This window comes from Streptomyces callyspongiae, assembly GCF_047200695.1.
GTDB lineage: Bacteria > Actinomycetota > Actinomycetes > Streptomycetales > Streptomycetaceae > Streptomyces.
Window position 1 is genome coordinate 196,879 of the sequence record NZ_JBJZOM010000009.1, and the last position, 24,491, is coordinate 221,369.

Sequence of the window (24,491 nt, forward strand, 5' to 3'; positions counted from 1 at the left end):
GGCGCCGAGTCCGGCTCGGTGCCGCCCCACCTGTCAGCGTTCCGCATACGGGGGATGCTGACACCCCTGACGGGGCATCACCCCGTCCGTCTCACACTCCGGAAGAGACCGAGGACCGCTCCTCCGGTTCTCCCTCCCCGCCGTCGCGTTCCTGGAGTGCCCGGTTGTGCCGGACCGAGGACCAGAACGACAGCGCGATCAGGGCGACACCGGCGAGGCCGGTGATCACCTCGGAGATCTGGTAGCGGATGGTGACGAGCAGGATGAAGGCGAGCACGCCGATGGCGTAGTGCGCGCCGTGCTCCAGGTACACGTAGTCGTCGAGGGTGCCCTGCCGGACGAGGTAGACCGTGAGGGACCGGACGTACATCGCGCCGATGCCGAGGCCGAGCGCCATCCAGAAGATGTGGTTGGTGATGGCGAAGGCGCCGATCACGCCGTCGAAGGAGAAGGACGCGTCCAGCACCTCGAGGTAGAGGAACATGAAGAAGGCGGCCTTGCCCGCCAGGCCCACCATGGTGGGGGACTTGCCGGCCCTGCGCGCCGCTTCCTCTTCCTCCTCCTCGCGTTCCTCCTCTTCCTCGATGCGCTCCTCGAAGTGGTTGGAGAGGCCGTGGACGACGAGGAAGGTGAGGAGGCCGGCGACACCCGCCATCAGCACCGTGGACGTCTTGTCGGCGTGGCCGTCGTACTGGTGCGCGTGCACGGCGAGGAACAGTGCGGAGAGCATCAGGACGGCCAGCGCCACGGTGACGGACAGCATGTCGACCTTGCCCAGCTTGGCCAGCGGGCGTTCCAGCCACGAGAACCAGGTGTGCTCACGCTCCTCGAACAGGAACGTCAGGAAGATCATGAGGAGGAACATCCCACCGAACGCGGCGATGGCGGGGTGGGCGTCGGTGACGAGCTGCTCGTACCGGTCCGGCTCGGCGAGGGCGAGGTCGACAGCCTCCACCGGGCCGACGCCGGCGCTGATCGCGACGATGACGACGGGGAACAGCAGCCGCATGCCGAAGACGGCGATCAGGACGCCGATGGTGAGGAAGATCTTCTGCCAGAAGGCGTTCATCCTCTTGAGGACGCCGGCGTTGACGACCGCATTGTCGAAGGACAGCGAGATCTCGAGGACGGAGAGGATCGCCACCACGGCGAAGCCTTCCGGGCCCCACAGAACTGCGGCCAGGGCGAGACCCGCGGCGGTGACGCCGAAGGACCAGCCGAAGGTTTTCAGAAGCACTGGCTACCCAATCTCTCTCGTCGCGCGGGGCCCGCAGACCGGACTCTTTACGAAACGTTGACTCCGAAGTCTAGGGCGATGCCCCGCAGGCCCGACGCGTACCCCTGGCCGACTGCACGGAATTTCCACTCCCCGCCGTGCCGGTACAGCTCACCGAAGATCATCGCGGTTTCGGTGGAGGCGTCCTCGGTGAGGTCGTAACGGGCGAGTTCCTGTCCGTCCTCCTGGTTGACCACACGGATGTAGGCATCTGTGACCTGCCCGAAAGCCTGGTTGCGGCTCTCGGCATCGTGGATGGAGACGGCGAAGACGATACGGTCGACCTGCGCCGGCACCTGCGGGAGGTCGACCAGCACCGTCTCGTCGTCGTCGCTCCCGGTGCCGCCGACCAGTTCGTCCCCGGTGTGCTCGACGGACCCGTCGGGACTCGTGAGGTTGTTGTAGAAGACGAAGTACTCGTCACCGAGCACGCGACCGCCCGCGCAGAGAAGCGCGCTGGCGTCCAGGTCGAAGGCGGCGCCGGTCGTGGACCGAGCCTTCCATCCCAGCCCCACCCGAACCCTGGTGAGGTTCGGTGCGGCCTTGGACAAGGAGACGTTGCCTCCCTTGGCGAGCGTGACGCCCATGTCTGCCGTCCTCTCCGCGTTGGTGCCCCGCCGCCCGGGACCGCATCCCGGCCACGGAGGCCAGCCGTTGTGACGGCACCGAGTCTGCGGCACGGAAGCGGCGCTGCACACTTCCCCATCCGGGAAGCCCGCAGCGCCGCGTCCTGCCGGGATCGGGCGGGATGCCGACCTCCGCGTCAGACGTTCACCCCGAAGTCCTGGGCGATACCGCGAAGCCCCGAGGCGTAGCCCTGGCCGACCGCGCGGAACTTCCACTCCGCCCCGTGCCGGTACAGCTCACCGAAGACCATCGCGGTCTCGGTGGAGGCGTCCTCGCTCAGGTCGTAGCGGGCGAGCTCGTTGTTGTCGGCCTGGTTGACGATGCGGATGAAGGCGTTCCGTACCTGGCCGAAGCTCTGCTGACGCGCCTCCGCCTCGTAGATGGAAACCGGGAAGACGATTTTCTCCACCTCGGACGGCACGGCCGCCAGATTGACCTTGATGACCTCGTCGTCGCCCTCGCCCTCACCGGTGAGGTTGTCCCCGAGGTGCTGCACGGAACCGTCGGGGCTCGTGAGGTTGTTGAAGAAGACGAAGTTGCGGTCGTTGGTGACCTTGCCCTCGCTGCCCGCCAGCAGGGCGCTGGCGTCGAGGTCGAAGTCGCTTCCGGTGGTGGTACGGGCGTCCCAGCCCAGCCCGACCACGACAGCGGTCAGGTTGGGGGCCTCCTTGGTCAGAGAGACGTTGCCGCCCTTGGCGAGACTGACTCCCACGATGCCTCCTGCAGATGTGTCCGTGAGGAGCACGGCGTGCCCCCGTGACGTGAAAGGGATGCCGGTGGCTCAACGAGTGGATCCCGGTGAGCGGTTCCCCGGGCGCCCCGGGTTCACTCAGAGGGCTTCCAGCGCCTTGGCGTAGTCGTTCAGGTCACGGGCGTCGGGCAGCCCGTTGACGACCGTCCAGCGGACCACGCCCTCCTTGTCGATGATGAAGGTGCCGCGCACGGCGCAACCCTTGTCCTCGTCGAAGACACCGTAGGCCCGAGCGGCCTCGCCGTGCGGCCAGAAGTCCGAGAGGAGCGGGTACTCCAGCCCCTCCTGCTCGGCGAATACCCGGAGCGAGAACGGCGAGTCGCACGAGACCGCCAGCAGCTGGACGTCCTCGCCGGAGAACCGGGGCAGCTCGTCGCGCAGGGCGCACAGCTCACCCGTGCACACGCCCGTGAAGGCGAAGGGGTAGAAGAGCAGGACCACGTTCTTGCGGCCCTTGAACTCCGACAGCGTGACGGTCTCGCCGTGCTGGTTCTTGCAGGTGATCTCGGGGGCCTTGGTGCCGACCTCGACAGGCTGCATGCTGCGAACTCCTCGGTAGCGGTGCGTGACCCGCCCAGCCTACGCATGCGGGCAGCGCGCGTCCCCGGCAGCCTGGACTGCCGGGGACGCGCGGTGTCCGCCGACCCGCTCGGGGCGGACCGGGGTACTTCGACGGCTGGTCCCTGCGCTTCTCGGCGCGTGCCGGTCAGCGCTTGCCGGACTTCGCGGCCTTGGGGGTCATCAGACGGGAGCCGGTCCAGTCGGTACCGGCGTTGACGTTGCCCGTCTGGGCGAGCCCGGCGGTCTGTGCGGCCTCTCCGATGTCGCTGGCCTCGACGTAGCCGGTACGGCCGGTCTTCGGCGTCAGCAGCCAGACAGGAGCGCCCTCGTCGATCATCGTGGTGGCGTCCACGAGCGCGTCCGTCAGATCACCGTCCTCCTCGCGGAACCACAGCACCACGGCGTCAGCAACGTCGTCGTGGTCCTCGTCGACGAGTTCGGTGCCCGTGATGGCCTCGATTCCCTCACGGAGTGCCTGCTCGGCGTCGTCGTCGTAGCCGAGCTCCTGGACCACCATCCCGGGCTGGAAACCCAGCCTTGCGGCGGGGTTGGTCCGCTCCTCCGCGTGGTCCGCGGTCGCGCTCACGGATTGCCTCCTGTCATGTTCCGGTACAAGGGTTGCGCCTCACCTGTGAGCAAGGCTTTGGGGTAGTCCACACGGGCTGGACGGATCGCGCAAGTACCCGGCCCGCCGTCCCGCACAAACATCGACTTCTCCTCCCACAATGCACGATCCGCCGCGGTTCGCACCACACCGAGCCCCGGAGGGGCTCCCCGGGCGTAGGGTGGGATTTCGGCCGCGGCGGAGCGCGGAGCGGCCGGCCGGCGCTCCGACCGGGCGGTTACCCGACGGTAGGGGTGACGTACGCCCGACCGCGGTACACGATGGATGCGGCATGGGCCGCAGGAGAGCGTTCGGCCTGCTCAGCCCGGGCCGAGCAGGAAGACCGAGACCGAACAGCGAAGGACAAGCGTGGCTTCCGGACCCGATCGCACCCCGATCATCATTGGCGGCCTTCCCAGCCAGGTCCCGGATTTCGATCCGGAGGAGACCCAGGAATGGCTCGACTCGCTCGACGCAGCCGTCGACGAGCGCGGCCGGGAACGCGCCCGCTACCTCATGCTCCGCCTCATCGAACGGGCGGGTGACCAGCGCGTCGCCGTCCCGGAGATGCGGAGCACGGACTACGTCAACACCATCGCGACCAAGGACGAGCCCTTCTTCCCCGGCAACGAGGAGATCGAGCGCAAGATCCTCAATGCGACCCGATGGAACGCGGCCGTCATGGTCTCCCGGGCGCAGCGGCCCGGGATCGGCGTGGGAGGGCACATCGCCACCTTCGCCTCCTCGGCGTCGCTGTACGACGTCGGCTTCAACCACTTCTTCCGCGGCAAGGACGACGGCCGCGGCGGCGACCAGATCTTCTTCCAGGGGCACGCCTCCCCCGGCATCTACGCCCGCGCGTTCCTGCTGGACCGGCTGACCGAGACGCAGCTGGACGGCTTCCGACAGGAGAAGTCGAAATCGCCGAACGGGCTGTCCAGCTACCCGCATCCGCGGATGATGCCGGACTTCTGGGAATTCCCGACGGTCTCCATGGGGCTCGGCCCGATCAGTGCGATCTACCAGGCGCGGATGAACCGCTACATGCAGGCCCGCGGCATCGCCGACACCTCCGACTCCCACGTCTGGGCCTTCCTCGGCGACGGCGAGATGGACGAGCCGGAGTCCCTCGGCCAGCTGTCCATCGCCGCCCGCGAGGGCCTGGACAACCTGACCTTCGTGGTCAACTGCAACCTGCAGCGGCTGGACGGGCCGGTGCGCGGAAACGGGAAGATCATCCAGGAGCTGGAGTCCGCCTTCCGCGGCGCCGGCTGGAACGTGATCAAGCTGGTCTGGGACCGCTCCTGGGACCCGCTGCTCGCCCAGGACCGCGACGGTGTGCTGGTGAACAAGCTCAACAGCACGCCGGACGGCCAGTTCCAGACGTACGCGACCGAGTCCGGCAGCTACATCCGGGAGCACTTCTTCGGCGGGGACCAGCGCCTCCGGGCCATGGTCGAGGGCATGTCGGACGATCGCATCCTCCATCTGGGGCGCGGCGGCCACGACCACCGCAAGGTCTACGCGGCGTACAAGGCGGCCAAGGAGCACAAGGGCCAGCCGACGGTGATCCTGGCGCAGACGGTCAAGGGCTGGACGCTCGGCCCCAACTTCGAAGGCCGGAACGCCACCCACCAGATGAAGAAGCTGACGGTCGACGACCTGAAGCACTTCCGCGACCGGCTGCACCTGCCGATCCCCGACAGCGAACTGGAGTCCGGCCTGCCGCCGTACTACCACCCGGGGCGGGACTCGGAGGAGATCCAGTACATGCACGACCGCCGCAGGGAGTGCGGCGGCTATGTGCCGACCCGGGTGGTGCGGGCGGAGCCGCTGGCCCTCCCGGACGACTCGTCCTACGCGACGGTCAGGAAGGGCTCGGGGTCGCAGCAGGTCGCCACGACGATGGCCTTCGTGCGCCTGCTGAAGGACCTCATGCGGGACAAGGCGATCGGCAGGCGCTTCGTGCTGATCGCGCCCGACGAGTACCGCACGTTCGGCATGGACTCCTTCTTCCCCTCGGCGAAGATCTACAACCCGCTGGGGCAGACGTACGAGGCCGTGGACCGCGAGCTGCTGCTGGCCTACAAGGAATCCCCCACCGGGCAGCTGCTGCACGACGGCATCACCGAGGCGGGCTGCACCGCCTCGCTGATTGCGGCCGGCTCGGCCTACGCCACACACGGCGAACCGCTGATCCCGGTGTACGTCTTCTACTCGATGTTCGGCTTCCAGCGCACCGGCGACCAGTTCTGGCAGATGGCCGACCAGATGGCGCGGGGCTTCGTCCTGGGGGCGACCGCCGGTCGCACGACGCTGACGGGCGAGGGCACGCAGCACGCGGACGGCCACTCGATGCTGCTGGCGGCCACGAACCCGGCCTGCGTCGCCTACGACCCGGCGTTCGGCTTCGAGATCGCCCACATCGTCAAGGACGGTCTGCGCCGCATGTACGGCGAGGACAGTGAGGACGTCTTCTACTACCTGACCGTCTACAACGAGCCGATCCAGCAGCCCGCGGAGCCCGAGAACGTCGACGTCGACGGAATCCTCAAGGGCCTGTACCGGTATCGCGAGGGCGAGCAGGGCACCCACCCGGCGCAGATCCTCGCCTCCGGGGTGGCCCTCCCCTGGGCCCTGGAGGCGCAGCGGATCCTCGCCGAGGAGTGGGACGTGCGGGCGAGCGTGTGGTCGGCGACGTCCTGGAACCAGCTGCGCCGGGAGGCGGTGGAGGTCGAGCGGCACAACCTGCTGCACCCGGAGGAGGAGCAGCGCGTGCCGTACGTGACGCGGAAGCTGCAAGGCGCCGACGGCCCGAAGGTCGCGGTGTCGGACTGGGAACGCGGCGTTCCGGACCAGATCGCCCGCTGGGTCCCCGGGGCGTACCAGTCCCTCGGGGCCGACGGTTTCGGCTTCGCCGACACGCGCGGCGCGGCGCGGCGCTTCTTCCACATCGACGCGCAGTCGATCGTGCTGGCCGTACTCACCGAACTCGCCCGGGAGGGCCGGGTGGACCGATCCGCCCTCAAGCAAGCCCTGGACCGCTACCAACTTCTCGATGTGGCGGCCGCCGATCCGGGTGCCGCCGGCGGGGACGCCTGACGAGCGCCGGACGAGGTTCCCGGGGCCGGCTCTCCGGGGCCGGCTCTCCGGGGCCGGGAAGCCGTCATCGCTCCCAGAGCTTGAAGGCACGGACCTGGTAGGCGGATCTGGGCGTCCAGGTCCCCGAGGGGTGTGTGCTGAACTCACCCGTCGTGGCGCACTCCGCACTCTGGTAGAGCGTGACGGGCCGGCCGGTGCGGTTGGCGTAGGCATCCGCGGTGAATCCGGTCGGCAGAGGCTCGCAGCTCTCGATGTCGGCGCCCGCCAGCTCGTAGGTCAGCCGCTCGCCGGTGAACTCCTGACCGTCCCAGAGGCACAGGTGCCCTGCCCCGCAGTCGCCCAGTGCCGTACGGGCGGCGCTGCGGTCCGCCGCCTCGGCAGGCCGGGCTCCGGGCACGACAGCGGCGGTGCCCAGACAGAGCGCCGTCGCGGTGAGGGCCGCGGTGCGAACGGTACGAGCGGTGCGGACGGTACGGGCGGCGCCCGATGCGGACATGTGAATCACTCTCCGTCGTCTTCCGCGCACTCTCCGCGCGGTGGTGTGGTCCAGGCTGGCCTCCCGGGGTGCCGAATCCAAGAGCCGACGGCGGAGTTCACCGGTACAGGTGGCCGCATTGTCCACAGGAGCCGTACCGTCCACAGGAGCTCCTCCGGAACCTGGCAGCCGCTGCCGTACGACATCGCCGTTCACCGACCTGTGGTCGGCGATTTTCCGCCGGTAGGGTGAACGCGCCGATCGAGACGGAGGTGGCCGAAAGTGACCGGACTGCGGGAGCGCAAGAAGCAGCGCACCCGGGACGCTCTGATCCGGGCGGCGCACGAACTCGTGGTCGCGCAGGGATACGACGACACCACCGTCGATCGCATCGCAGAGGCCGTCGACGTCTCGCAGCGCACCTTCTTCCGGTACTTCTCCAGCAAGGAGGAGGTGGCGTTCGCCCTGCAGGACGAGACCGAGTCGCGCTTCTACGAGGCGGTCCTCGAACGCCCCGGGCACGAGGCTCCGCTGCGCGCCCTGCGCAATGCGCTCGACTCGACCTGGGACAGCATCGGCGAGGCCATCGCCGAGGTAGTCCCGATCAGCCTGTACATGCACATGTGGCAGGTGATCGAGACGACTCCCGCGCTGCTGGCGGTCCACATGCGGCGTTCCACCGAGATGGAGGAGCGGCTCGCGGAGGTCTTCGCCCGGCGCGAGAACCTCCCGCCCTCGGACCCCCGGCCCCGGGTGCTCACGGCCTCGTTCTCCGGGGTGATGCGGGCCGCCGGCCGCCGCTGGGGCGAGAGCGGGGACACCACGGTGGAGGCGGCACGGCGCACCACCGAGGCCTATCTGGATCTGATGGCCCCCGCCCTGAGCGACGACTGGAGCCTTCCGCCGGCACCGGCCGAGGGGCCACCGCCGGGCTCCGGGGGACGCGCGAGCGGTCCGCGCATACGATGAGCCGCATGGGTGACGTGCTGGCGGGAATCCACTCGACCTGGCAGTTCGAGTCCGACTCCGTGCTCGTACGCTACGAGCGGGGACTGCGTACGCCGAAACTCCTGCAGGTCCTCGGCGAACGGCGCATCCCCTACGAGGCACTGAGCCGTGTCGAACTGGCACCCGGGGGACGGCGGGGCACCATCGTGGTGCGGGCCGTGCCCCGACCCGGCTCCGACCCCCTGATGGAGGCCGCCGACGGGCAGCTCAAGGAGACCTGCGACCCCTACCGTCTGGTCCTCCCCGCCGACCGGGAACTCCTGGCCGACTACTTCGTCCACGAAATGCGGTCCCAGCTCGGCCCGGACGCGGCAGAGCCCGCCCCGGGCCACCTGGTCCACGCACCCGAGCCACCGCTGTCGTTCAAGGCCTACGACGGGAAGGCCGCCTTCGACGGGAAGGAGATCACCTTCCGCTGGTTCCGGACCGGCGCCTCCTCCGCCAAGTGGAAGTCCGGCGACCAGACGTTCGCCGTCGGCGAGCTCGCGGGCGTCGAGTGGCGCTCCCCCGAGGTCTTCAAGGGGCATCTGCGGCTGATCCCGCGCGGTGCCGACCCCGCCGCCCTGCGCGCCTTCCCCGGGGTGGAGGTGGACCAGGACCCGGCCGCCGTGGTGTTCGGCCTCGGGTACGGGCCGGTGCACGAGTCCCTGCCGTTCGCGGCCGCCGTGCGCGCCGCTGTCCAGGCCGCGGAGCCCGTCCCGGTGACGGCGGCCCCGGCCGCACCGCCCGGCGACCGGGAACGCCCGGATCCGGCAGACATCGCCGACCGGATACGTCACCTCGGCGAACTGTACGAGGCGGGCCTCCTCACCGACGACGAGTTCTCCGGCAAGAAGGCCCAGCTGCTGGCGGAGCTCTGAGCCCTCCCGCCGTCAGAGGGCGGCCAGGACCGCATCGGTGAAGGCCGGCCACGCCTCCACGGCCCACGGTCCGAAGTCGCGGTCGGTCAGCACCGTACAGGCGGCGCCGGCCACCGGGTCGACCCACAGGAACGTCCCGGACTGGCCGAAATGGCCGAACGTCCGCGCCGAGGAGCGCGAGCCCGTCCAGTGGGGCGACTTTCCGTCGCGGATCTCGAAGCCGAGGCCCCAGTCGTTGGGGACCTGGTTCCCGAAGCCCGGCAGCACGCCCCTCAGGCCGGGATGGACGACCTCGGTCGCCTCGCGGACCGTCTGCGCCGCCAGCAGCCTCGGACGCTGCAGCTCGGCGGCGAACCGGGTCAGGTCCTCCACCGTGGAGACGGCGTCCTTGGCGGGCGAGCCCGACAGGTCGGTGGCGGACATGCCGAGCGGTGAGAGCACCGCCTGCCGCAGATATTCGGCGAACGGAATGTCGGTGGCCTTGGCGAGATGGTCGCCGAGGGCCTCGAACCCGGCGTTGGAGTAGATGCGGCGGTCGCCGGGCGAGGCCATCACGCGGTCCTCGTCGAAGGCGAGGCCGGAGGTGTGCGCAAGCAGGTGCCGCAGGGTCGCCCCTTCGGGGCCGGCGGGCTCGCCCAGCTCGACCGCACCCTCCTCCACTGCGACGAGCACCGCGTATGCCGCCAGCGGCTTCGTGACGGAGGCGAGCGGAAAACGGCGCCCGGTCGCGCCGTACGTCCCGAGGACGGCACCGTCCGCCCTCACCACGGCGGCGGACGCGGTGGGCACGGGCCAGTCGTCGATCTTCCGGAGCGCACTGTCCATGCTCCGCAGCCTAACGTGCAGGAAGCGACGCTCCGGCGGGCGGGATCAGCCGTACACCGGCTCGGCGTGCATCTCCCAGACCAGGAGTTCGGTGTCCCGTTCCGCGGTGGCGGCGAGGCCGTCGGCACCGGTGATCCGCGCGGCGTCACCGGCGGACAGCCGGTGCGCGTCGACTCGGACCGTCCCGCGCACCACATGGACGTACACCCAGGCGGCGTCCGGGACCGCCGTGACCTCCGCCTCCCCGAGACGCCGGACGTGGAGCACCGCGTCCGTGCCGGGTATCGCGAACGGCGTGGCGTCCGCGATGCCGCGCACCACCTCGTACACCGGCTCGCCGCCGAACGTGCCCGGGACGAGCCACATCTGCACGAAGCGCAGCGGCTCGTCGCCGGGATTGCGTTCGATGTGACGGATGCCCGCGCCGGCCCCGAGTCGCTGCAGGTCGCCCGGGCGCACCCGGGCCGTGTGGCCCTCGGAGTCGCGGTGCTCCAGTTCACCGGACACCACCCAGGTGACGATCTCCAGGTCCCGGTGCGGGTGCAGGTCGAAGCCCGCGCCGGGCGCCAACTGCTCCTCGTTGCAGGCGACGAGGAGACCGAAGCGCACGTTGTCGGGGTCGTAGGAACCGGAGAAGGAGAAGGCGTGCCGCGTCGCGACCCCGGCCGCCGGATCGCCCCCGCGGTAGCGGCTCCCACCGCGCCATACCTCGAGCATGGGAACCACCGTAGACGCCCCCGCACCCGCGGGCCGCGAGGGATGAGGCAGGCTTGTTCCGTGCCAGAATCCACGGAATCCGACGAAAGTCCCTCCGGCGGCTCCGCGACGCCGCCCGCCGAACATCCGCACGCGGCCACCCTGCGGAGGCTGCAGCAGTCGTCCGGCAAGCTGGCGTCGGCCGCCCTCGCCCGCATGGACGAGCAGCTGCCGTGGTACCGCGCCATGTCGCCGGAGAACCGCTCGTGGATCGGCCTGGTGGCCCAGGCCGGCATCGCCGCGTTCACCGAATGGTTCCGGCACCCGGAGACCCCGCAGGCGATCAGCACCGACGTGTTCGGGACGGCTCCCCGCGAGCTGACCCGGGCCATCACGCTCCGGCAGACGGTGGAGCTCGTCCGGACCACGATCGAGGTCGTCGAGGCGGCGATCGACGAGGTCGCGGCGCCCGGTGACGAGGCGGTGCTGCGCGAGGCGCTGCTCGTGTACGCCCGGGAGATCGCGTTCGCCACCGCGCAGGTCTACGCCCAGGCGGCCGAGGCGCGGGGCGCCTGGGACGCGCGGCTGGAATCCCTGGTGGTCAACGCCGTTCTGTCCGGCGAGGCGGACGAGGGCGCGGTGTCCCGGGCTGCTGCCCTGGGGTGGAACTCGCCCGACTCCGTCTGCGTGGTGCTGGGGGCGGCGCCCGACGGGGACAGCGAGCTGACGGTGGAGGCCATCCGGCGCGCGGCGCGGCAGGCGAAGCTCCAGGTGCTGACGGGAGTTCTGGGCGACCGGCTGGTGGTCATCGCCGGCGGCTGTGACGACCCGCTGCGGGCCGCGAAGGCGCTGATCGGGCCGTACGCCTCGGGGCCGGTGGTGGCCGGGCACGTCGTGGGGGACCTGCTGTCGGCGACCAGGTCGGCCCAGGCCGCAGCCGCCGGGCTGCGGGCGTGCGCCGCCTGGCCCGACGCACCGCGGCCGGTCCTGGCGGACGACCTGCTGCCGGAACGCGCGATGGCCGAGGACCCCGTGGCACGTGAACTTCTGGTGGAGGAGATCTACAGGCCACTGGAGGAGGCGGGCTCGGCGCTGCTGGAAACGCTGAGCGTCTACCTGGAACAGGCAAGCAGCCTCGAAGGGGCGGCCCGGATGCTCTTCGTGCACCCCAACACCGTCCGCTACCGGCTGCGACGCGTGACGGACGTCACCGGATGGTCGCCGTCGGATGTACGCTCAGCGTTTACTCTGCGTATTGCGCTGATTCTGGGGCGTCTCGTCGACGGTGACCGGCAGCCCTAGGCTTGGCGCGGACGGTTTGTCGGGGAGCCACAATTCCCTCGACCGTTCTTCGTCCCGGTCCCCACCGGCGGGGACCCACGTCCGCAAGAGAGAGTGTGAGTGTGCTCGTACTCGTCGCTCCCGGCCAAGGCGCCCAGAAGCCTGGCTTCCTGACCCCCTGGCTCGACCTTCCCGGCGTGGCCGACCGCCTCCGGGAATGGTCCGAAGCCCTCGAACTCGACCTGATCCACTACGGCACCGAGGCGGATGCCGAGGACATCCGGGACACTGCCGTCGCGCAGCCCCTCCTGGTGGCCTCCGCACTGGTGTCCACCGGTGCGCTGCTCGAGGGAATCCGGCTGCCGGCCGCCGTCGGTGCCGTCGCCGGCCACAGCGTCGGCGAGCTCGCGGCCGCCGCGACCGCCGGTGTGTTCTCCGAGGCGGACGCGATGTCCCTGGTGCGGACGCGCGGCAGGGCGATGGCCCGCGCGGCCGCCGTCACCGAGACCGGCATGTCGGCCGTGCTCGGCGGGGACCCGGAGGCCGTCACCGCACACCTCGAGCGGCTCGGCCTGACTCCCGCGAACATCAACGGCTCCGGGCAGATCGTGGCCGCCGGTACCGCGGAGCAGCTCGCGGCGCTCGCCGCCGACCGGCCCGAGGGCACCCGCGTGATGCCGCTCAAGGTCGCCGGCGCGTTCCACACCGCGCACATGGCTCCCGCCGTGGACGCGCTGGAGAACGCTGTGCGGGACGTGTCCGTCGGCTCTCCGGTCCTCCCGTACGTCTCCAACAGGGACGGCCTGGTCGTCAAGAGCGGGGAGGAGGTCGCGCAGCGCCTCGTCGCGCAGGTCGCGAGCCCCGTCCGCTGGGACCTGTGCATGCAGACGTTCCAGGAGCAGGGTGCGTCCTGCATGATCGAGGTCTGCCCCGGGGGAACCCTCACCGGCCTCGCCAAACGCGGCATGCCGGGGGTGCGGACCCTGGCGCTGAAGTCCCCCGACGATCTCGACGCGGCCCGGGCCCTGGTGGCCGAACACGCCGCTGCGGCCGAATAGCCGAAGAGGAGCATCGAGAGCATGACCGCGAAGATCAGGCCCACGAAGGGTTCGCCGTACGCGCGCATCCACGGTGTCGGCGGCTACCGCCCCACGCGGGTGGTGCCGAACGAGGAGATCCTGCAGCACATCGACTCGTCCGACGAGTGGATCCGTTCGCGTTCGGGCATCGCCACGCGCCACTGGGCGGGCCCGGAGGAGACGGTCGCCGAAATGACCCTCGAGGCGGCCGGCAAGGCCGTCGCCGATGCGGGCATCGCGCCGGAGCAGATCGGCGCGGTCATCATCTCGACCGTCTCGCACTTCAAGCAGACCCCCGCGATCGCCACCGAGATCGCCCATCGCCTGGGCACGGGCAAGGCCGCGGCGTTCGACATCTCCGCCGCCTGCGCGGGCTTCGGCTACGGACTGGCCATCGGCAAGGGACTGGTCCTGGACGGCAGTGCCGAGTACGTGCTGGTCGTCGGCGTGGAACGGCTCTCCGACCTCACCGACCTGAAGGACCGCTCCACGGCCTTCCTGTTCGGGGACGGTGCCGGTGCGGCCGTCGTCGGCCCGGCCGACGAGCCGGGCATCGGTCCGGTCGTCTGGGGTTCCGAGGGCGACAAGGCGGACGCCATCTCGCAGACGGTGCCGTGGGACGACTTCCGGGTGGGCGACGTCGCGGAGCTTCCGCTGGACGAGTCCGGGGAGGTGAAGTTCCCGGCGCTCCGTCAGGAGGGCCAGACCGTGTTCCGCTGGGCGGTCTTCGAGATGGCGAAGGTCGCGCAGGAGGCGCTGGCCGCGGCCGGGGTCGCCCCCGAGGACCTGGACGTCTTCATCCCGCACCAGGCCAACATGCGGATCATCGACTCGATGGTGAAGACGCTGGGGCTCCCGGACAGCGTCACGGTGGCCCGTGACGTGGAGACCACCGGCAACACCTCGGCCGCGTCGATCCCGTTGGCCATGGAACGTCTCCTGGCGACCGGCCGGGCGAAGAGCGGCGACACGGCGCTGGTCATCGGATTCGGTGCCGGCCTCGTATACGCGGCAGCAGTCGTTACCCTCCCCTGAGGGACAAGATCATCACCCTGAACCTCGCAGCGCATCGGCCTCTCGATGCCGAGGCGCTGCGGTAGCACCGGGCCGGGAAGCCGCGTCCGGGAGACCGACACAACACGAAGGAGCGCCGCAATGGCCGCCACGAAGGAAGAAATCATCGCCGGTCTCGCCGAGATCGTCAACGAGATCGCCGGCATCCCCGCCGAGGACGTGCAGGAGGAGAAGTCCTTCACCGACGACCTCGACGTCGACTCGCTGTCCATGGTCGAGGTGGTCGTCGCCGCCGAGGAGCGCTTCGGCGTGAAGATCCCGGACGACGACGTCAAGAACCTCAAGACCGTCGGCGACGCGACCGAGTACATCCTCAAGCACCAGGGCTGAGCCGGACTGTCGCCGCCCTGCGGTGGCGCCGCAGCGTCACCGCGCGAACCTCGGACACGTGGAGAGAGAATTCCGATGAACACGACCCCTTCCACCGTGGTCGTCACCGGTATCGGCGCAACCACACCGCTGGGTGGCGACAGCGCGACGACCTGGGAGGGTCTCCTCGCCGGTCGGTCCGGTGTGCGTGCCCTCGATCAGGAGTGGGCTGCCGATCTGCCGGTGCGCATCGCCGCACAGGCGGCGGCCGACCCCTCCGACATCATTCCGCGGCCGCAGGCGCGCAAGCTGGACCGCTCGGCGCAGTTCGCGCTGATCGCCGCGCGCGAGGCCTGGAGTGACGCGGGTTTCACCGCCTCCGCCGGTGAGGACGCCAGTGTCGATCCGGACCGGCTCGGCACTGTCGTCGCCTCCGGCGTCGGCGGTGTGACCACGCTGCTCGACCAGTACGACGTCCTCCGCGACAAGGGTGTCCGGCGGGTCTCGCCGCACACCGTGCCGATGCTGATGCCGAACAGCCCGTCCGCCAACGTCGGCCTCGAGGTCAACGCGCGGGCCGGCGTGCACACTCCGGTGAGCGCGTGCGCCTCCGGCTCGGAGGCGATCGGCTACGCCGTGGAGATGATCCGTACCGGGCGGGCGGACGTGGTCGTGGCAGGTGGGACCGAGGCGGCGATCCATCCGCTGCCCATCGCCGCGTTCGGCAACATGATGGCGATGTCGAAGAACAACGACGATCCGCAGGGCGCCTCCCGTCCCTACGACGAGCACCGCAACGGCTTCGTCATGGGCGAGGGCGCGGGCGTCGTCGTCCTGGAGTCCGCCGAGCACGCGGCCCGCCGCGGCGCGCGGGTGTACGCGGAGATCGTGGGGCAGGGCGTCTCGGCGGACAGCCACCACATCACCCAGCCGGAGCCGAGCGGCAACGGCATCGCGCACGCGCTGCAGAACCTCATGCAGCGGAACGACCTGCGCGCCGACGAGATCATGCACGTCAATGCGCACGCCACCTCGACTCCGCAGGGCGACATCGCGGAGATCAAGGCGCTGCGCAAGGTCTTCTCCGACGACGTCGACCACATGGCGCTGTCCGCGACGAAGTCCATGACGGGCCATCTGCTCGGCGGTGCGGGCGGGATCGAGACGGTGGCGACGGTGCTGGCGCTGCACCACCGTGTGGCACCGCCCAGCATCAACATCGACAACCTCGATCCCGAGGCGGACGCCGATGTGGTCCGGGACGAGGCACGGGAGCTTCCGCAGGGCCGCATCGCGGCGCTCAACGACTCCTTCGGCTTCGGCGGTCACAACATCGTGCTGGCGCTGCGGACCGTCTGACACCGCCTCACCGCGCGGAAGCGCCGTTCCGGCGGGCCCGAGGGCCTGCCGGAACGGCGCTTCGTCGTCCGTCCGAGGTTCTCGTGCGCAGGCGCGAGCGCCTCAGACGACCTGGTGGAGCCAGCGCACGGGCGCGCCCTCACCGGCGTGCCGGAACGGCTCCAGTTCGTCGTCCCAGGGCTTGCCGAGAAGGTGGGCGATCTCCGCCTCGAGGTCGCTCTCGCCGCGGGAGGAGCGGGACATCGCGGCCCGCAGGCGGTCCTCGGGGATGAGAATGTCGCCGTGCACGCCGGTGACGGCGTGGAAGATGCCGAGTTCGGGGGTGGAGCTGTACCGCTCCCCCTCCGCGGTCGCGCCGGGATCCGCGGTCACCTCGTACCGCAGCATGTGCCAGCCGCGCAGGGCGGAGGCGAGCTTCGAGGCGGTGCCGGACTCCCCCTGCCAGGAGAACTCGGCACGCCAGGTGCCGGGCGACGCGGGCTGTTTGATCCAGTCCAGCGTGACGCGGGCACCGAGCACTCCCGACACGGCCCATTCGACGTGCGGGCACAGTGCGCGGGGTGCGGAGTGGACGAACAGAACTCCACGTGTCGTCACGGGGACCTCCAGTGCGGTTCGAGGTGCGCCTTCCCCAGCGGCCTCGAGTACCTGCTGGTCACACACCGGACCAGCGCCTGACATTCTGCACCATCGGTCACTTGCTACCAGCTCCCGAGGTGACGAACAGTAAACACCATCGTGGGCATACTATGCCGAATCGGACAGAATATGACGCGATGTGATGTGCGTTCGGTTACCTGTACGCAGCATCCCGGCCCCATGGGAGAAAGCTACCGCGCCGCGGGGGCGGTGCGTGACGTACCGTCTGCCCAGGTGCCACGAAGGGAAGGTGTCCCGATGCCGACGACCCGCGCACACGGCACCGGCTCCCTGCGGCGACGCGCGGGAACGGCGCTGCTGGCGCTGACGGCGACAGCGTGCGGATTCACTCTGACGGCGTGCCAGAACAGCGCGACCGCCCCCGGCGAGCGCCCCGCTTCGTCCGCGGCGGCGCCGAGCGGGGCGACCGGCTCCCCGGCGCCGTCTCCGGCCGCCAGCCCCGAGTGGGACACCTCTCCGGACTCGCTCGCTGCCGTGGGCGACTCCATCACAGCCGGCTTCGACGCCTGCGGACCGCTCGCGGTGTGCCCGCGGGCCTCGTGGGCCACCGGGACCGATCCCTCGGTGGACAGCCTCGCCCGCCGACTGCTGGACCACCCGGCGCGCGACAGCCGGAACTACGCCGAGCCGGGGGCCACGATGGCCGACCTGCCCGGGCAGATGGCACGCGCCGCGGCACGCTCCCCGGCCCTGGTGACCGTCCTGGTGGGCGCCAACGACGCCTGCCGGCCCTCCGCGACGTCCATGACCCCGGTCGCCGCCTTCCGGGCCGATTTCGCGGACGCCCTGCGCTCCCTGTGGCGGAAGGCCCCGCGGGCACAGGCGTACGTCGCGGGCATCCCCGACCTGAAGCACCTGTGGCGGGTGGGCAGGAAGCAGCCGCAGGCACGGCGGGTCTGGGCCCTGGGAGTCTGCCCCTCGATGCTGCGCGCCCCGCGGGCGACCGGAGCGGCTGCCGAGGCCCGTCGCGAGCGCGTGGCGGAGCGGGTACGGGCGTACAACGCGGCACTGCGGGAGGTCTGCTCCGCCGAGCGGCGCTGCCGCTGGGACGGCGGCGCCGTGCACCGCTTCCGCTTCACTGCGGCGTCACTCAGCAGGTGGGACTGGTTCCACCCCAGCCGGAAGGGGCAGAGCGCACTGGCGCGGCTCGCCCACGCGCGCATCACCGATCGCTGAGGCGCCGAGGGGATGCGCCCACTGCCCCCTGCCACCCGTTCACGCCCGGTCGTCTCCGGGCTCGGAGCCGCCGAGCATGCGTGCCAGCAGGTCCCGCAGCACCCGGCGCTCCAGGGACGTGAGGTCGGCCAGCGGTTCCCGCGCGAAGTCCAGGGACCCTCGCAGGCTCCCTGCGGTGTCGCGCCCCGCTTCGGTGGCCGCGGCCACCTTCACCCTGCGGTCCGCCGGATCGGGGCGACGCTCGACCAGACCGCGCGCCTCCAGACGGTCCACGATGCCCGTGACGTTCGACGGTTCGCAGCGGAGCTGGTCGGCGATCTTCCGCATCGGCGTGGGCTGCCGCGCGAGCAGGGTGAGCACCCGGGCCTGCGCACCGGTGAGCGCGTGGTCCGCGGCCGCCAGCTCATACTCCGCGTGATAGCGCGCCACGACCCCGCCGATCAGTTCGACGACCTCCCGGGTGAGGGGATCGGGCTGCGGCAGCGCGGGACGGGAGCCGGAAGTCATGGCACCACTCTACCCCATTGCTTGACAACCTGAAATATCCATGTGCACGCTTGTTTCATCACCTGAAACACATGGAGGCATCCCATGACCCTGCCGACCGCCGGTCGCGCGTGGCACCTGACGAAGCGGCCCCAGGGCTGGCCGGCACCGGACGGCTTCGCGCTGCGCGAGGTGCCGGTCGAGGCACCCGCGGACGGCCAGATCCTCGTGCGGAACCAGTACCTGTCGGTCGATCCCTACATGCGCGGCCGCATGGACGACCGGCGCTCCTACGTACCGCCGTTCCGCCTGGAGGAACCGATGGACGGCGGAGCCGTCGGCATCGTGGTGGAGTCCCGCGCGGAGGGCTTCAACGCCGGCGACCACGTCCTGCACGGCAAGGGGTGGCGGGAGTACGCCACGCTGGACGCCCGGCAGGCCACGACCGTCTCGCCCGAACTGGCCCCCGCCAGCGCCTACCTCGGCGTCCTCGGCATGCCCGGACTCACCGCGTACGCGGGACTGCTCGAGGTCGCTTCCCTCACCGAGGGCGACGCCGTGTTCGTGTCCGGCGCGGCCGGGGCGGTGGGCAGCCAGGTGGGGCAGATCGCACGCCTCAAGGGAGCGTCACGCGTCATCGGCAGCGCGGGCTCCGACGAGAAGGTCCGCCTGCTGCAGGAGGAGTACGGCTTCGACGCGGCGTTCAACTACAAGTCGGCCCCCGTCGCGGAGCAGCTGCGGGCAGCGGCGCCCCAGGGCATCGACGTCTACTTCGACAATGTCGGCGGCGATCACCTTGAGGCGGCGCTCGGCGAGATGAACGTGCACGGCCGCATCACGGTGTGCGGCATGATCGCGCAGTACAACGCCACCGAACCGCCGACTGCACCGCGGAACCTGGCCATGCTGATCGGCAAGCGTATCCGCATGCAGGGCATGCTGGTGGCCGACCACTACGGGATGCAGCAGCAGTTCGTCTCCGAGGTCTCGGAGTGGATCCGTTCCGGGAAGCTGCACTACCGGGAGACCGTGGTCGACGGTATCGACAACGCTCTCGACGCCTTCCTCGGCATGCTCAAGGGGGAGAACACCGGAAAGATGGTGGTGCGCCTCGAGGAATGAGTCGTCGGGAGAGAGCGGACCCGGAGCGCCAGGAGGCGCCGCAGAGGTTCCGCCGGGGGTGCACGGCCGGTTTCCCGCGCGAACCCGGTCCGTGCCCTTGGGCGGGAGCCGATGGGTGGGACGACGCCGCAACGGCCGCCGAACGGGGCACGGTTGTGGAGGGGTCCGACGGCGGGCTACTGTCGCACTGCCTTGGTGTTCGGGAAGCCGGTGCGAATCCGGTGCGGCCCTCGCCACTGTGATCGGGAAGTCGGGCTCCATTCCTCAACGGAAGCCACTGGACCGCTGCGGTACGCCGCACGGGCCGGGAAGGCGGAGCCCCCGGCGGCATGACCCGTGAGCCAGGAGACCGGCCAAGGCGCGTCGTCCATCCACGAGGTGCTGGAGAGGTCTCACTCACATGCATATTGCCGAGGGGTACTTGCCCCCGTGGCATGCGGTCGCCTGGAGCGCCGCCGCCGCCCCGTTCGTCCTGCACGGCGTCCGCACTCTCACCCGTCAGGTCCGCGAACACCCGGATTCCACGCTTCTCCTGGGAGCCTCGGGTGCCTTCACCTTCGTCCTGTCCGCACTCAAGATCCCTTCGGTCACCGGGAGTTGCTCCCACCCGACCGGCACGGGGCTGGGGGCGATCCTGTTCCGGCCGCCGGTCATGGCGGTTCTCGGCACGCTGACCCTTCTCTTCCAGGCGCTGCTGCTCGCCCACGGCGGACTGACCACGCTGGGGGCCAACGCCTTCTCGATGGCGGTCGTCGGGCCCTGGGCGGGCTACGGGGCCTACCGGTTGCTGGTCCGCACCGGGGCTCCGTTGATGGCTGCCGTCTTCGCGGGCGCTTTCCTGGCCGACCTCAGCACCTACTGCGTCACCAGCGTGCAGCTCGCACTCGCTTTCCCCGACCCGGTGACCGGCGTGGCCGGAGCACTGGCCAAGTTCGGCGGCATCTTCGCCGTCACACAGCTCCCGTTGGCCGTCAGCGAGGGCCTGCTCACCGTGCTGGTGATGCGGTTGCTGACCCAGTCCAGCCGAGGCGAGCTGCGCCGCCTCGGAGTGCTGACCCGGCTCGCCCCGGGGCCCGCTCGAGCGGCGGAGAACCGGGCGGCCTCGACGCAGGAGGCGGCCCGGTGACGCGCGGAACCCGCATCAATCTGCTGCTGATCGCCGTGGTGGTCGGCCTGGCCGTGGTCCCGCTGGCCATCGGCGCCGGCGACGGCGCGGACGAACCCTTCGGCGGTGCCGACGCCCGGGCGCAGGGCGCCATCGAGGAGAACGCTCCCGCCTACGAACCGTGGTTCGCACCGGTGTACGAACCACCGTCGGGCGAAGTGGCGTCGGGCTTGTTCGCGCTGCAGGCCGCTCTCGGCGGGGGTGTGGTGGCCTACTACTTCGGGCTGCGCCGGGGACGCCGCCAGGGCGCGGCGGCCGCCGAGGCCGCGGCACCGGCCCCGGTGGCCGGCGAGGCCGACGGCCGACCCGTCCCGTAGCCGCTCGTGCTGCCCATCGACGCCGCAGCCCACGAGAACCGCTGGCGGGGGCGTCACCCGCTGGAGAAGGCCGCGCTGGGGCTGGGGCTGACCGCGCTCGCCGTCGCCCTGCCGCCGTGGCCGGGCGCCGCGCTCGTCGCCGCCGCGACGCTGACCGTGCTGCTCGGCCCGGCCGGCGTCGCGGGGCGCCGGCTGTGGCGCGCCTTCCGGGTACCCCTCGGTTTCTGCGTGACCGGAGCGGTCCCGTTGCTGTTCCGGCTGGGAGGAGCGGGTGACGGCTCCGGCTGGGGTCTCTCGTGGGCGCCCGAGGGTCCCGTCCAGGCTGTCGGACTGCTGCTGCGCACGTCGGCGGCCTCGCTCGGGCTGCTGCTGTTCGCGTTCACCACTCCCGTCGCCGACGTGGTGCCGCGCCTGGTGCGTGCCGGAGTGCCCCCCGCGGTCGTGGACGTGGCGCTGGTGATGTACCGGATGAGCTTCCTGCTGCTGGATGCCGTGCGACGTGTGCGGGAGGCGCAGGCGGCCCGGTTGGGCCATGCCACCCGGGCGGCCGCGTGGCGCTCACTGGCCGGCCTGGCATCCACCGCGTTCGTCCGCGCCTTCGACCGCGCCCAGCGCCTCGAGCGGGGACTGACGGGGCGGGGCTACGACGGCACGCTGCGGGTGCTGGTGCCCGCCGTCCTGCCGTCCCGCCCCTTCCTGGCAGGTACGGCACTGCTGCTCATCGGGCTGATCGTCGCCACCCTCGTCCTGGAAAGGCTGCTTCCTTGAACCCGTCCCCCGAACCGCTGGTCGCGCTCGACGGTGCGGGCTTCCGCTACGAGGACGGTCCGTGGGTGATCCGGGACCTGGACTTCACCGTGCAGCGGGGGCGTTCGCTCGCCCTGCTCGGGCGGAACGGCAGCGGGAAGACCACGCTGCTCCGGCTGCTCTCCGGCGGGCTGCGCTGCGGTTCGGGACGGCTGCTGCTGGAGGGGGCGCCGGTGCGCTACGACCGGGCGGGCCTGACGCGGCTGCGGACCGCCGTCCAGCTGGTGGTGCAGGATCCCGACGATCAGCTCTTCGCCGCGTCGGTGGCCCAGGACGTCTCGTTCGGCCCGCTGAACCTGGGAGTGCCCGAGGACGAGGTCCGCCGCCGGGTGGACGAGTCCCTGGACGCCCTGGGCATCGCGGCGCTGCGGGACCGTCCGACGCATCTGCTGTCCTACGGTCAGCGCAAGCGGGCGGCGCTCGCGGGCGCGGTGGCGATGCGGCCGGGGCTGCTGGTCCTCGACGAGCCCACGGCGGGGCTCGATCCGCACGGCCAGGAGCAGTTGCTCACGGTTCTCGCCGGACTCCGGAGCTCCGGCACCACCGTGGTGATGGCGACGCACGACGTGGACCTCGCGCTGCGCTGGGCACAGGACGCGGCCGTGCTGACGGGGGCGGGGCTGCGTGCCGGCCGGACGGAGGAGCTGCTCTCCGAAACGGATCTGCTGTCGGAGGCGGGGCTGCGGATTCCGTGGGGCACCGCCGTGGCCGCCGCTCTGCGCGCGTACGGCGTGCTCGGGGAGGACGAGCCGGGGCCGCGCACTGCCGAGGAGGTGTTGTTCCCTCGCGCCGGGCGGGGCGGCCGGGCGGGGTGACGGCCGCCCCGCCCGGGGGTGCGCCGCGCAGGGGCCGCAGGCTACTAGGCCGACTTGCGGGGGCGCTTGGTCGCCGACGTCTTCTTGGCAGCGGTCTTCTTCGTGCCGGAGGACTTCGCGGTCGTCTTCTTCCCGCCGGCGGATTTCCTCCCCGCGGTCGTGGACGCCCCGTTGGACGCCTTCTTGGCCGCCGCGGTCTTCTTCGCGGTCCCGCGCTTCCCTCCAGACGGTTCCGCGGCGGCCGCCTTCTTCGCGGGGCGTTTCCCTTCCTGGCCCGTCGCCGGGGTCCGGCGCCCGTCCCGGAGGTCGTGGACCTCGGCCTCGCCTCCGGTCCCCTCGGGCTCGCCGCGTGATTCCCGTGCCTCCCGGACGGAGGTCTCCAGCATCGCCATGAGGTCGACGACCTTCCCGGTGGCGGCTGCAGGCTCCCCCGTGGGCAGCGGACCGCCGGACTCCTTGGCATCGACGAGGGCCTCCAGCGCTTCCCGGTACTCGTCGTGCAGGTCCGCCATGTCCAGTTCGCCCAGGGTCTCCATCAGGGTGTCGGCGAGATCGAGTTCCGCGTCGCGCACCTGGACGCTCTCGCTGGGGGCCATGCCCTCGGCGGGCCGCACCTCGTCCGGCCAGAGCATGGTGTGCAGGGTGAGGGTGTCCTGGTAGACGCGGAGCATGGCGAGGCTCTCCCGGTTGCGGAGGGCGAGCTTGGCGACGGCGACCCGTCCGGAACGGTTCAGCGCCTCCCGCAGCAGCACGTACGGCTTCGCCGCCCCCTGACCGTCGCCGGTGAGGTAGTACGAACGGTCCAACCGGATGGGGTCGATGTCCTCGGCGGGCAGGAACCCGAGAATCTCCACGGTCTTGGCGGTCGGGAGGGGCAGGGAGGCGAGATCGTCCTCGGTGATCTCGACCGCGCTGCCGTCGGCGGTCTGATAGGCCTTGCCGATCTCCTCGGCCGGCACCTCCTCGCCGTCGAGCTCGCACACCTTTCGGTAGCGGATCCTGCCGCCGTCGGTGGTGTGGATCTGGCGGAACGAGACGCCGTGGCTCTCGGTGGCGGAGACCACCTTGATCGGGATGGAGACCAGCCCGAAAGAAATGGCCCCCTTCCAGATGGAACGCATCGCTTGTCCCTTCTGTGGGATTCTTCCGAGTATGCCCACCACGGAGATCGACGGCCACCGGCTCTCCCTCAGCAATCTGGACAAGGTGCTGTACCCGGCCGCGGGCTTCACCAAGGGCGAGGCCGTCCACTACTACGTGGCGGTCGCGGAGGCAGTGCTGCCTCATCTCCGCTCCCGCGCCGTGTCCTTCCGCCGCTTCCCCGACGGCGTCGAGGCGGCGGGCTTCTTCGCGAAGAACCCGCCGCCGGGAACCCCCGACTGGGTGAGAACGGCGGAGGTCCGGCGCAGCGGGGACGTCCCGGAGCGCCAGGTCGTGGTGGAGGACCTGGCGACGCTGGTGTGGGCGGCGAACCTGGCGGCCCTCGAGCTGCACACCCACCAGTGGCGGGTGGAGACTCCGCGCAGGGCCGACCGGATCGTGTTCGACCTCGACCCGGGCGAAGGGGCGACGATCATGGAGTGCCGCACGGTCGGGGTGTGGTTGCGGGAACGCCTGGCTCAGGACGGACTGACGGCTCTGGCCAAGACGTCGGGAGCCAAGGGACTGCATCTGCTGGCTGCCGTCAGCCCCACGGACTGCTCGGCGGTCTCGGCCTACGCCAAGCGCCTCGCACAGGAGGCGGAGCGGGCCATGCCGACACTGGCGCTCCACCGGATGGCGCGTAAGCTGCGGGCCGGCAAGGTGTTCGTGGACCACTCGCAGAACTCCTGGGCCAAGACCACGGCAGCCCCCTACACGCTGCGGGCCCAGCCGCAGCCGACCGTGTCGACGCCGCTGAGCTGGGACGAGCTCGCGGCCGCCCGGACACCCCGGGATCTGGTCTTCACCGCCGCGGACGTCCCGGACCGCGTGGCGCGGCAGGGCGACCCGATGGCGGTGCTGTGCGACGGACGGCGCACGGGCACGATCCCGTGACGCCGCGGCGCCGCACGTC

Annotated in this window: 26 protein-coding genes and 1 riboswitch; of the genes, 15 read left to right on the forward strand and 11 right to left on the reverse strand. The window is 71.0% G+C overall.

Going from position 1 to position 24,491, the window contains the following annotated elements; all coding sequences use genetic code 11:
* Positions 1–91: 91 nt before the first annotated feature.
* The 5 genes from ACL06G_RS11320 to ACL06G_RS11340 all read right to left on the reverse strand — a co-directional run bounded on the left by ACL06G_RS11320 (position 92) and on the right by ACL06G_RS11340 (position 3,801).
* Positions 92–1,237 carry a DUF475 domain-containing protein gene (locus ACL06G_RS11320; RefSeq protein WP_412786858.1) on the reverse strand — a complete coding sequence of 382 codons (1,146 nt, stop codon included), beginning with the start codon at positions 1,235–1,237 and terminating at the stop codon, positions 92–94.
* Between the two features lie 47 nt (positions 1,238–1,284).
* The gene (locus ACL06G_RS11325) at positions 1,285–1,863 is read right to left on the reverse strand and encodes a TerD family protein (RefSeq protein ID WP_412835820.1); all 579 of its coding nucleotides are present in this window, start codon (positions 1,861–1,863) and stop codon (positions 1,285–1,287) included.
* Positions 1,864–2,039: 176 nt separating this feature from the next.
* Positions 2,040–2,615, reverse strand: coding sequence for a TerD family protein (locus tag ACL06G_RS11330; RefSeq protein WP_412786860.1), 576 nt, complete (start codon positions 2,613–2,615; stop codon positions 2,040–2,042).
* 117 nt (positions 2,616–2,732) lie between these two features.
* Positions 2,733–3,194: a peroxiredoxin gene (locus tag ACL06G_RS11335; RefSeq protein ID WP_412786861.1), complete on the reverse strand. Its 462-nt coding sequence runs from the start codon at positions 3,192–3,194 to the stop codon at positions 2,733–2,735.
* 166 nt (positions 3,195–3,360) lie between these two features.
* The gene (locus tag ACL06G_RS11340; protein WP_412786862.1) at positions 3,361–3,801 is read right to left on the reverse strand and encodes a DUF3052 domain-containing protein; all 441 of its coding nucleotides are present in this window, start codon (positions 3,799–3,801) and stop codon (positions 3,361–3,363) included.
* Positions 3,802–4,188: 387 nt separating this feature from the next.
* Here ACL06G_RS11340 and aceE point away from each other — a divergent pair, with 387 nt between their 5' ends.
* Positions 4,189–6,921, forward strand: coding sequence for a pyruvate dehydrogenase (acetyl-transferring), homodimeric type (aceE, locus tag ACL06G_RS11345; RefSeq protein ID WP_412786863.1), 2,733 nt, complete (start codon positions 4,189–4,191; stop codon positions 6,919–6,921).
* A gap of 64 nt (positions 6,922–6,985) precedes the next feature.
* Here aceE and ACL06G_RS11350 read toward each other — a convergent pair whose 3' ends face one another.
* On the reverse strand, positions 6,986–7,417 hold the full coding sequence (locus tag ACL06G_RS11350) for a peptidase inhibitor family I36 protein (RefSeq protein ID WP_412835821.1): 432 nt from the start codon (positions 7,415–7,417) through the stop codon (positions 6,986–6,988).
* A 261-nt stretch (positions 7,418–7,678) separates the two neighbouring features.
* Between ACL06G_RS11350 and ACL06G_RS11355 the strand changes: the two genes are divergently transcribed.
* On the forward strand, positions 7,679–8,365 hold the full coding sequence (locus tag ACL06G_RS11355; RefSeq protein WP_412786864.1) for a TetR/AcrR family transcriptional regulator: 687 nt from the start codon (positions 7,679–7,681) through the stop codon (positions 8,363–8,365).
* Positions 8,366–8,370: 5 nt separating this feature from the next.
* Positions 8,371–9,264, forward strand: a complete 894-nt coding sequence (locus ACL06G_RS11360; protein WP_412835822.1) for a DUF4429 domain-containing protein — start codon at positions 8,371–8,373, stop codon at positions 9,262–9,264.
* Between the two features lie 12 nt (positions 9,265–9,276).
* On the opposite strand, the gene ACL06G_RS11365 is transcribed toward ACL06G_RS11360, so the two are convergent.
* Both ACL06G_RS11365 and ACL06G_RS11370 read right to left on the reverse strand, forming a co-directional pair.
* Positions 9,277–10,089, reverse strand: coding sequence for a serine hydrolase domain-containing protein (locus ACL06G_RS11365; RefSeq protein ID WP_412835823.1), 813 nt, complete (start codon positions 10,087–10,089; stop codon positions 9,277–9,279).
* A gap of 45 nt (positions 10,090–10,134) precedes the next feature.
* On the reverse strand, positions 10,135–10,806 hold the full coding sequence (locus tag ACL06G_RS11370; RefSeq protein WP_412786867.1) for a pirin family protein: 672 nt from the start codon (positions 10,804–10,806) through the stop codon (positions 10,135–10,137).
* Positions 10,807–10,848: 42 nt separating this feature from the next.
* Here ACL06G_RS11370 and ACL06G_RS11375 point away from each other — a divergent pair, with 42 nt between their 5' ends.
* From ACL06G_RS11375 to fabF, 5 genes are all read left to right on the forward strand, one after another.
* On the forward strand, positions 10,849–12,087 hold the full coding sequence (locus ACL06G_RS11375; protein ID WP_412786868.1) for a PucR family transcriptional regulator: 1,239 nt from the start codon (positions 10,849–10,851) through the stop codon (positions 12,085–12,087).
* Between the two features lie 101 nt (positions 12,088–12,188).
* Positions 12,189–13,124 carry an ACP S-malonyltransferase gene (locus tag ACL06G_RS11380; protein ID WP_412786926.1) on the forward strand — a complete coding sequence of 312 codons (936 nt, stop codon included), beginning with the start codon at positions 12,189–12,191 and terminating at the stop codon, positions 13,122–13,124.
* 21 nt (positions 13,125–13,145) lie between these two features.
* Positions 13,146–14,180, forward strand: a complete 1,035-nt coding sequence (locus tag ACL06G_RS11385) for a ketoacyl-ACP synthase III (RefSeq protein ID WP_412786869.1) — start codon at positions 13,146–13,148, stop codon at positions 14,178–14,180.
* Positions 14,181–14,300: 120 nt separating this feature from the next.
* Complete coding sequence (locus tag ACL06G_RS11390) at positions 14,301–14,549, forward strand: acyl carrier protein (protein ID WP_412786870.1); 249 nt, start codon at positions 14,301–14,303, stop codon at positions 14,547–14,549.
* A 75-nt stretch (positions 14,550–14,624) separates the two neighbouring features.
* Positions 14,625–15,887 carry a beta-ketoacyl-ACP synthase II gene (gene fabF, locus ACL06G_RS11395; RefSeq protein WP_412786871.1) on the forward strand — a complete coding sequence of 421 codons (1,263 nt, stop codon included), beginning with the start codon at positions 14,625–14,627 and terminating at the stop codon, positions 15,885–15,887.
* Positions 15,888–15,989: 102 nt separating this feature from the next.
* Here the strand turns inward: fabF and ACL06G_RS11400 are convergent, their stop codons facing one another.
* On the reverse strand, positions 15,990–16,484 hold the full coding sequence (locus tag ACL06G_RS11400) for a DUF3145 domain-containing protein (protein WP_412786872.1): 495 nt from the start codon (positions 16,482–16,484) through the stop codon (positions 15,990–15,992).
* A 300-nt stretch (positions 16,485–16,784) separates the two neighbouring features.
* Here ACL06G_RS11400 and ACL06G_RS11405 point away from each other — a divergent pair, with 300 nt between their 5' ends.
* The gene (locus ACL06G_RS11405) at positions 16,785–17,723 is read left to right on the forward strand and encodes an SGNH/GDSL hydrolase family protein (RefSeq protein WP_412786873.1); all 939 of its coding nucleotides are present in this window, start codon (positions 16,785–16,787) and stop codon (positions 17,721–17,723) included.
* Positions 17,724–17,762: 39 nt separating this feature from the next.
* Here the strand turns inward: ACL06G_RS11405 and ACL06G_RS11410 are convergent, their stop codons facing one another.
* A complete protein-coding gene (locus ACL06G_RS11410; RefSeq protein WP_412786874.1) occupies positions 17,763–18,230 on the reverse strand; it encodes a MarR family winged helix-turn-helix transcriptional regulator in 468 nt (155 codons plus the stop codon).
* An 84-nt stretch (positions 18,231–18,314) separates the two neighbouring features.
* Here ACL06G_RS11410 and ACL06G_RS11415 point away from each other — a divergent pair, with 84 nt between their 5' ends.
* The 5 genes from ACL06G_RS11415 to ACL06G_RS11435 all read left to right on the forward strand — a co-directional run bounded on the left by ACL06G_RS11415 (position 18,315) and on the right by ACL06G_RS11435 (position 22,435).
* Positions 18,315–19,331: an NADP-dependent oxidoreductase gene (locus ACL06G_RS11415; protein WP_412786875.1), complete on the forward strand. Its 1,017-nt coding sequence runs from the start codon at positions 18,315–18,317 to the stop codon at positions 19,329–19,331.
* Between the two features lie 176 nt (positions 19,332–19,507).
* A riboswitch (cobalamin riboswitch) is annotated at positions 19,508–19,703 on the forward strand.
* Between the two features lie 28 nt (positions 19,704–19,731).
* Positions 19,732–20,457 (forward strand): energy-coupling factor ABC transporter permease, encoded by a 726-nt coding sequence (locus ACL06G_RS11420; RefSeq protein ID WP_412786876.1) that lies wholly within the window; start codon positions 19,732–19,734, stop codon positions 20,455–20,457.
* Complete coding sequence (locus ACL06G_RS11425) at positions 20,454–20,813, forward strand: energy-coupling factor ABC transporter substrate-binding protein (RefSeq protein ID WP_412786877.1); 360 nt, start codon at positions 20,454–20,456, stop codon at positions 20,811–20,813. The genes ACL06G_RS11420 and ACL06G_RS11425 overlap by 4 nt, the downstream gene beginning before the upstream one ends.
* 6 nt (positions 20,814–20,819) lie before the next feature.
* On the forward strand, positions 20,820–21,581 hold the full coding sequence (gene cbiQ, locus ACL06G_RS11430; protein WP_412835824.1) for a cobalt ECF transporter T component CbiQ: 762 nt from the start codon (positions 20,820–20,822) through the stop codon (positions 21,579–21,581).
* Positions 21,578–22,435 (forward strand): energy-coupling factor ABC transporter ATP-binding protein, encoded by an 858-nt coding sequence (locus tag ACL06G_RS11435; RefSeq protein ID WP_412835825.1) that lies wholly within the window; start codon positions 21,578–21,580, stop codon positions 22,433–22,435. Before cbiQ ends, ACL06G_RS11435 begins: the two co-directional genes overlap by 4 nt.
* A 44-nt stretch (positions 22,436–22,479) precedes the next feature.
* On the opposite strand, the gene ku is transcribed toward ACL06G_RS11435, so the two are convergent.
* Entirely contained in the window at positions 22,480–23,556 is a 1,077-nt protein-coding gene (ku, locus tag ACL06G_RS11440; protein WP_412835826.1) for a non-homologous end joining protein Ku, read from the reverse strand.
* Between the two features lie 31 nt (positions 23,557–23,587).
* Here ku and ligD point away from each other — a divergent pair, with 31 nt between their 5' ends.
* Positions 23,588–24,472 carry a non-homologous end-joining DNA ligase gene (gene ligD / locus ACL06G_RS11445; RefSeq protein ID WP_412786881.1) on the forward strand — a complete coding sequence of 295 codons (885 nt, stop codon included), beginning with the start codon at positions 23,588–23,590 and terminating at the stop codon, positions 24,470–24,472.
* Positions 24,473–24,491: the final 19 nt, after the last annotated feature.

Excerpts from the sequence above, each read along its gene's own strand:
- ACL06G_RS11325 (WP_412835820.1), bottom strand. The coding sequence starts at position 1,863 with ATGGGCGTCACGCTCGCCAAGGGAGGCAACGTCTCCTTGTCCAAGGCC.
- ACL06G_RS11335 (WP_412786861.1), bottom strand. The coding sequence starts at position 3,194 with ATGCAGCCTGTCGAGGTCGGCACCAAGGCCCCCGAGATCACCTGCAAG.
- ACL06G_RS11350 (WP_412835821.1), bottom strand. The coding sequence starts at position 7,417 with ATGTCCGCATCGGGCGCCGCCCGTACCGTCCGCACCGCTCGTACCGTT.
- ACL06G_RS11360 (WP_412835822.1), top strand. The coding sequence starts at position 8,371 with ATGGGTGACGTGCTGGCGGGAATCCACTCGACCTGGCAGTTCGAGTCC.
- ACL06G_RS11365 (WP_412835823.1), bottom strand. The coding sequence starts at position 10,089 with ATGGACAGTGCGCTCCGGAAGATCGACGACTGGCCCGTGCCCACCGCG.
- ACL06G_RS11370 (WP_412786867.1), bottom strand. The coding sequence starts at position 10,806 with ATGCTCGAGGTATGGCGCGGTGGGAGCCGCTACCGCGGGGGCGATCCG.
- ACL06G_RS11375 (WP_412786868.1), top strand. The coding sequence starts at position 10,849 with ATGAGGCAGGCTTGTTCCGTGCCAGAATCCACGGAATCCGACGAAAGT.
- ACL06G_RS11385 (WP_412786869.1), top strand. The coding sequence starts at position 13,146 with ATGACCGCGAAGATCAGGCCCACGAAGGGTTCGCCGTACGCGCGCATC.
- ACL06G_RS11390 (WP_412786870.1), top strand. The coding sequence starts at position 14,301 with ATGGCCGCCACGAAGGAAGAAATCATCGCCGGTCTCGCCGAGATCGTC.
- fabF (WP_412786871.1), top strand. The coding sequence starts at position 14,625 with ATGAACACGACCCCTTCCACCGTGGTCGTCACCGGTATCGGCGCAACC.
- ACL06G_RS11405 (WP_412786873.1), top strand. The coding sequence starts at position 16,785 with ATGCCGACGACCCGCGCACACGGCACCGGCTCCCTGCGGCGACGCGCG.
- ACL06G_RS11410 (WP_412786874.1), bottom strand. The coding sequence starts at position 18,230 with ATGACTTCCGGCTCCCGTCCCGCGCTGCCGCAGCCCGATCCCCTCACC.
- ACL06G_RS11415 (WP_412786875.1), top strand. The coding sequence starts at position 18,315 with ATGACCCTGCCGACCGCCGGTCGCGCGTGGCACCTGACGAAGCGGCCC.
- ACL06G_RS11420 (WP_412786876.1), top strand. The coding sequence starts at position 19,732 with ATGCATATTGCCGAGGGGTACTTGCCCCCGTGGCATGCGGTCGCCTGG.
- ku (WP_412835826.1), bottom strand. The coding sequence starts at position 23,556 with ATGCGTTCCATCTGGAAGGGGGCCATTTCTTTCGGGCTGGTCTCCATC.
- ligD (WP_412786881.1), top strand. The coding sequence starts at position 23,588 with ATGCCCACCACGGAGATCGACGGCCACCGGCTCTCCCTCAGCAATCTG.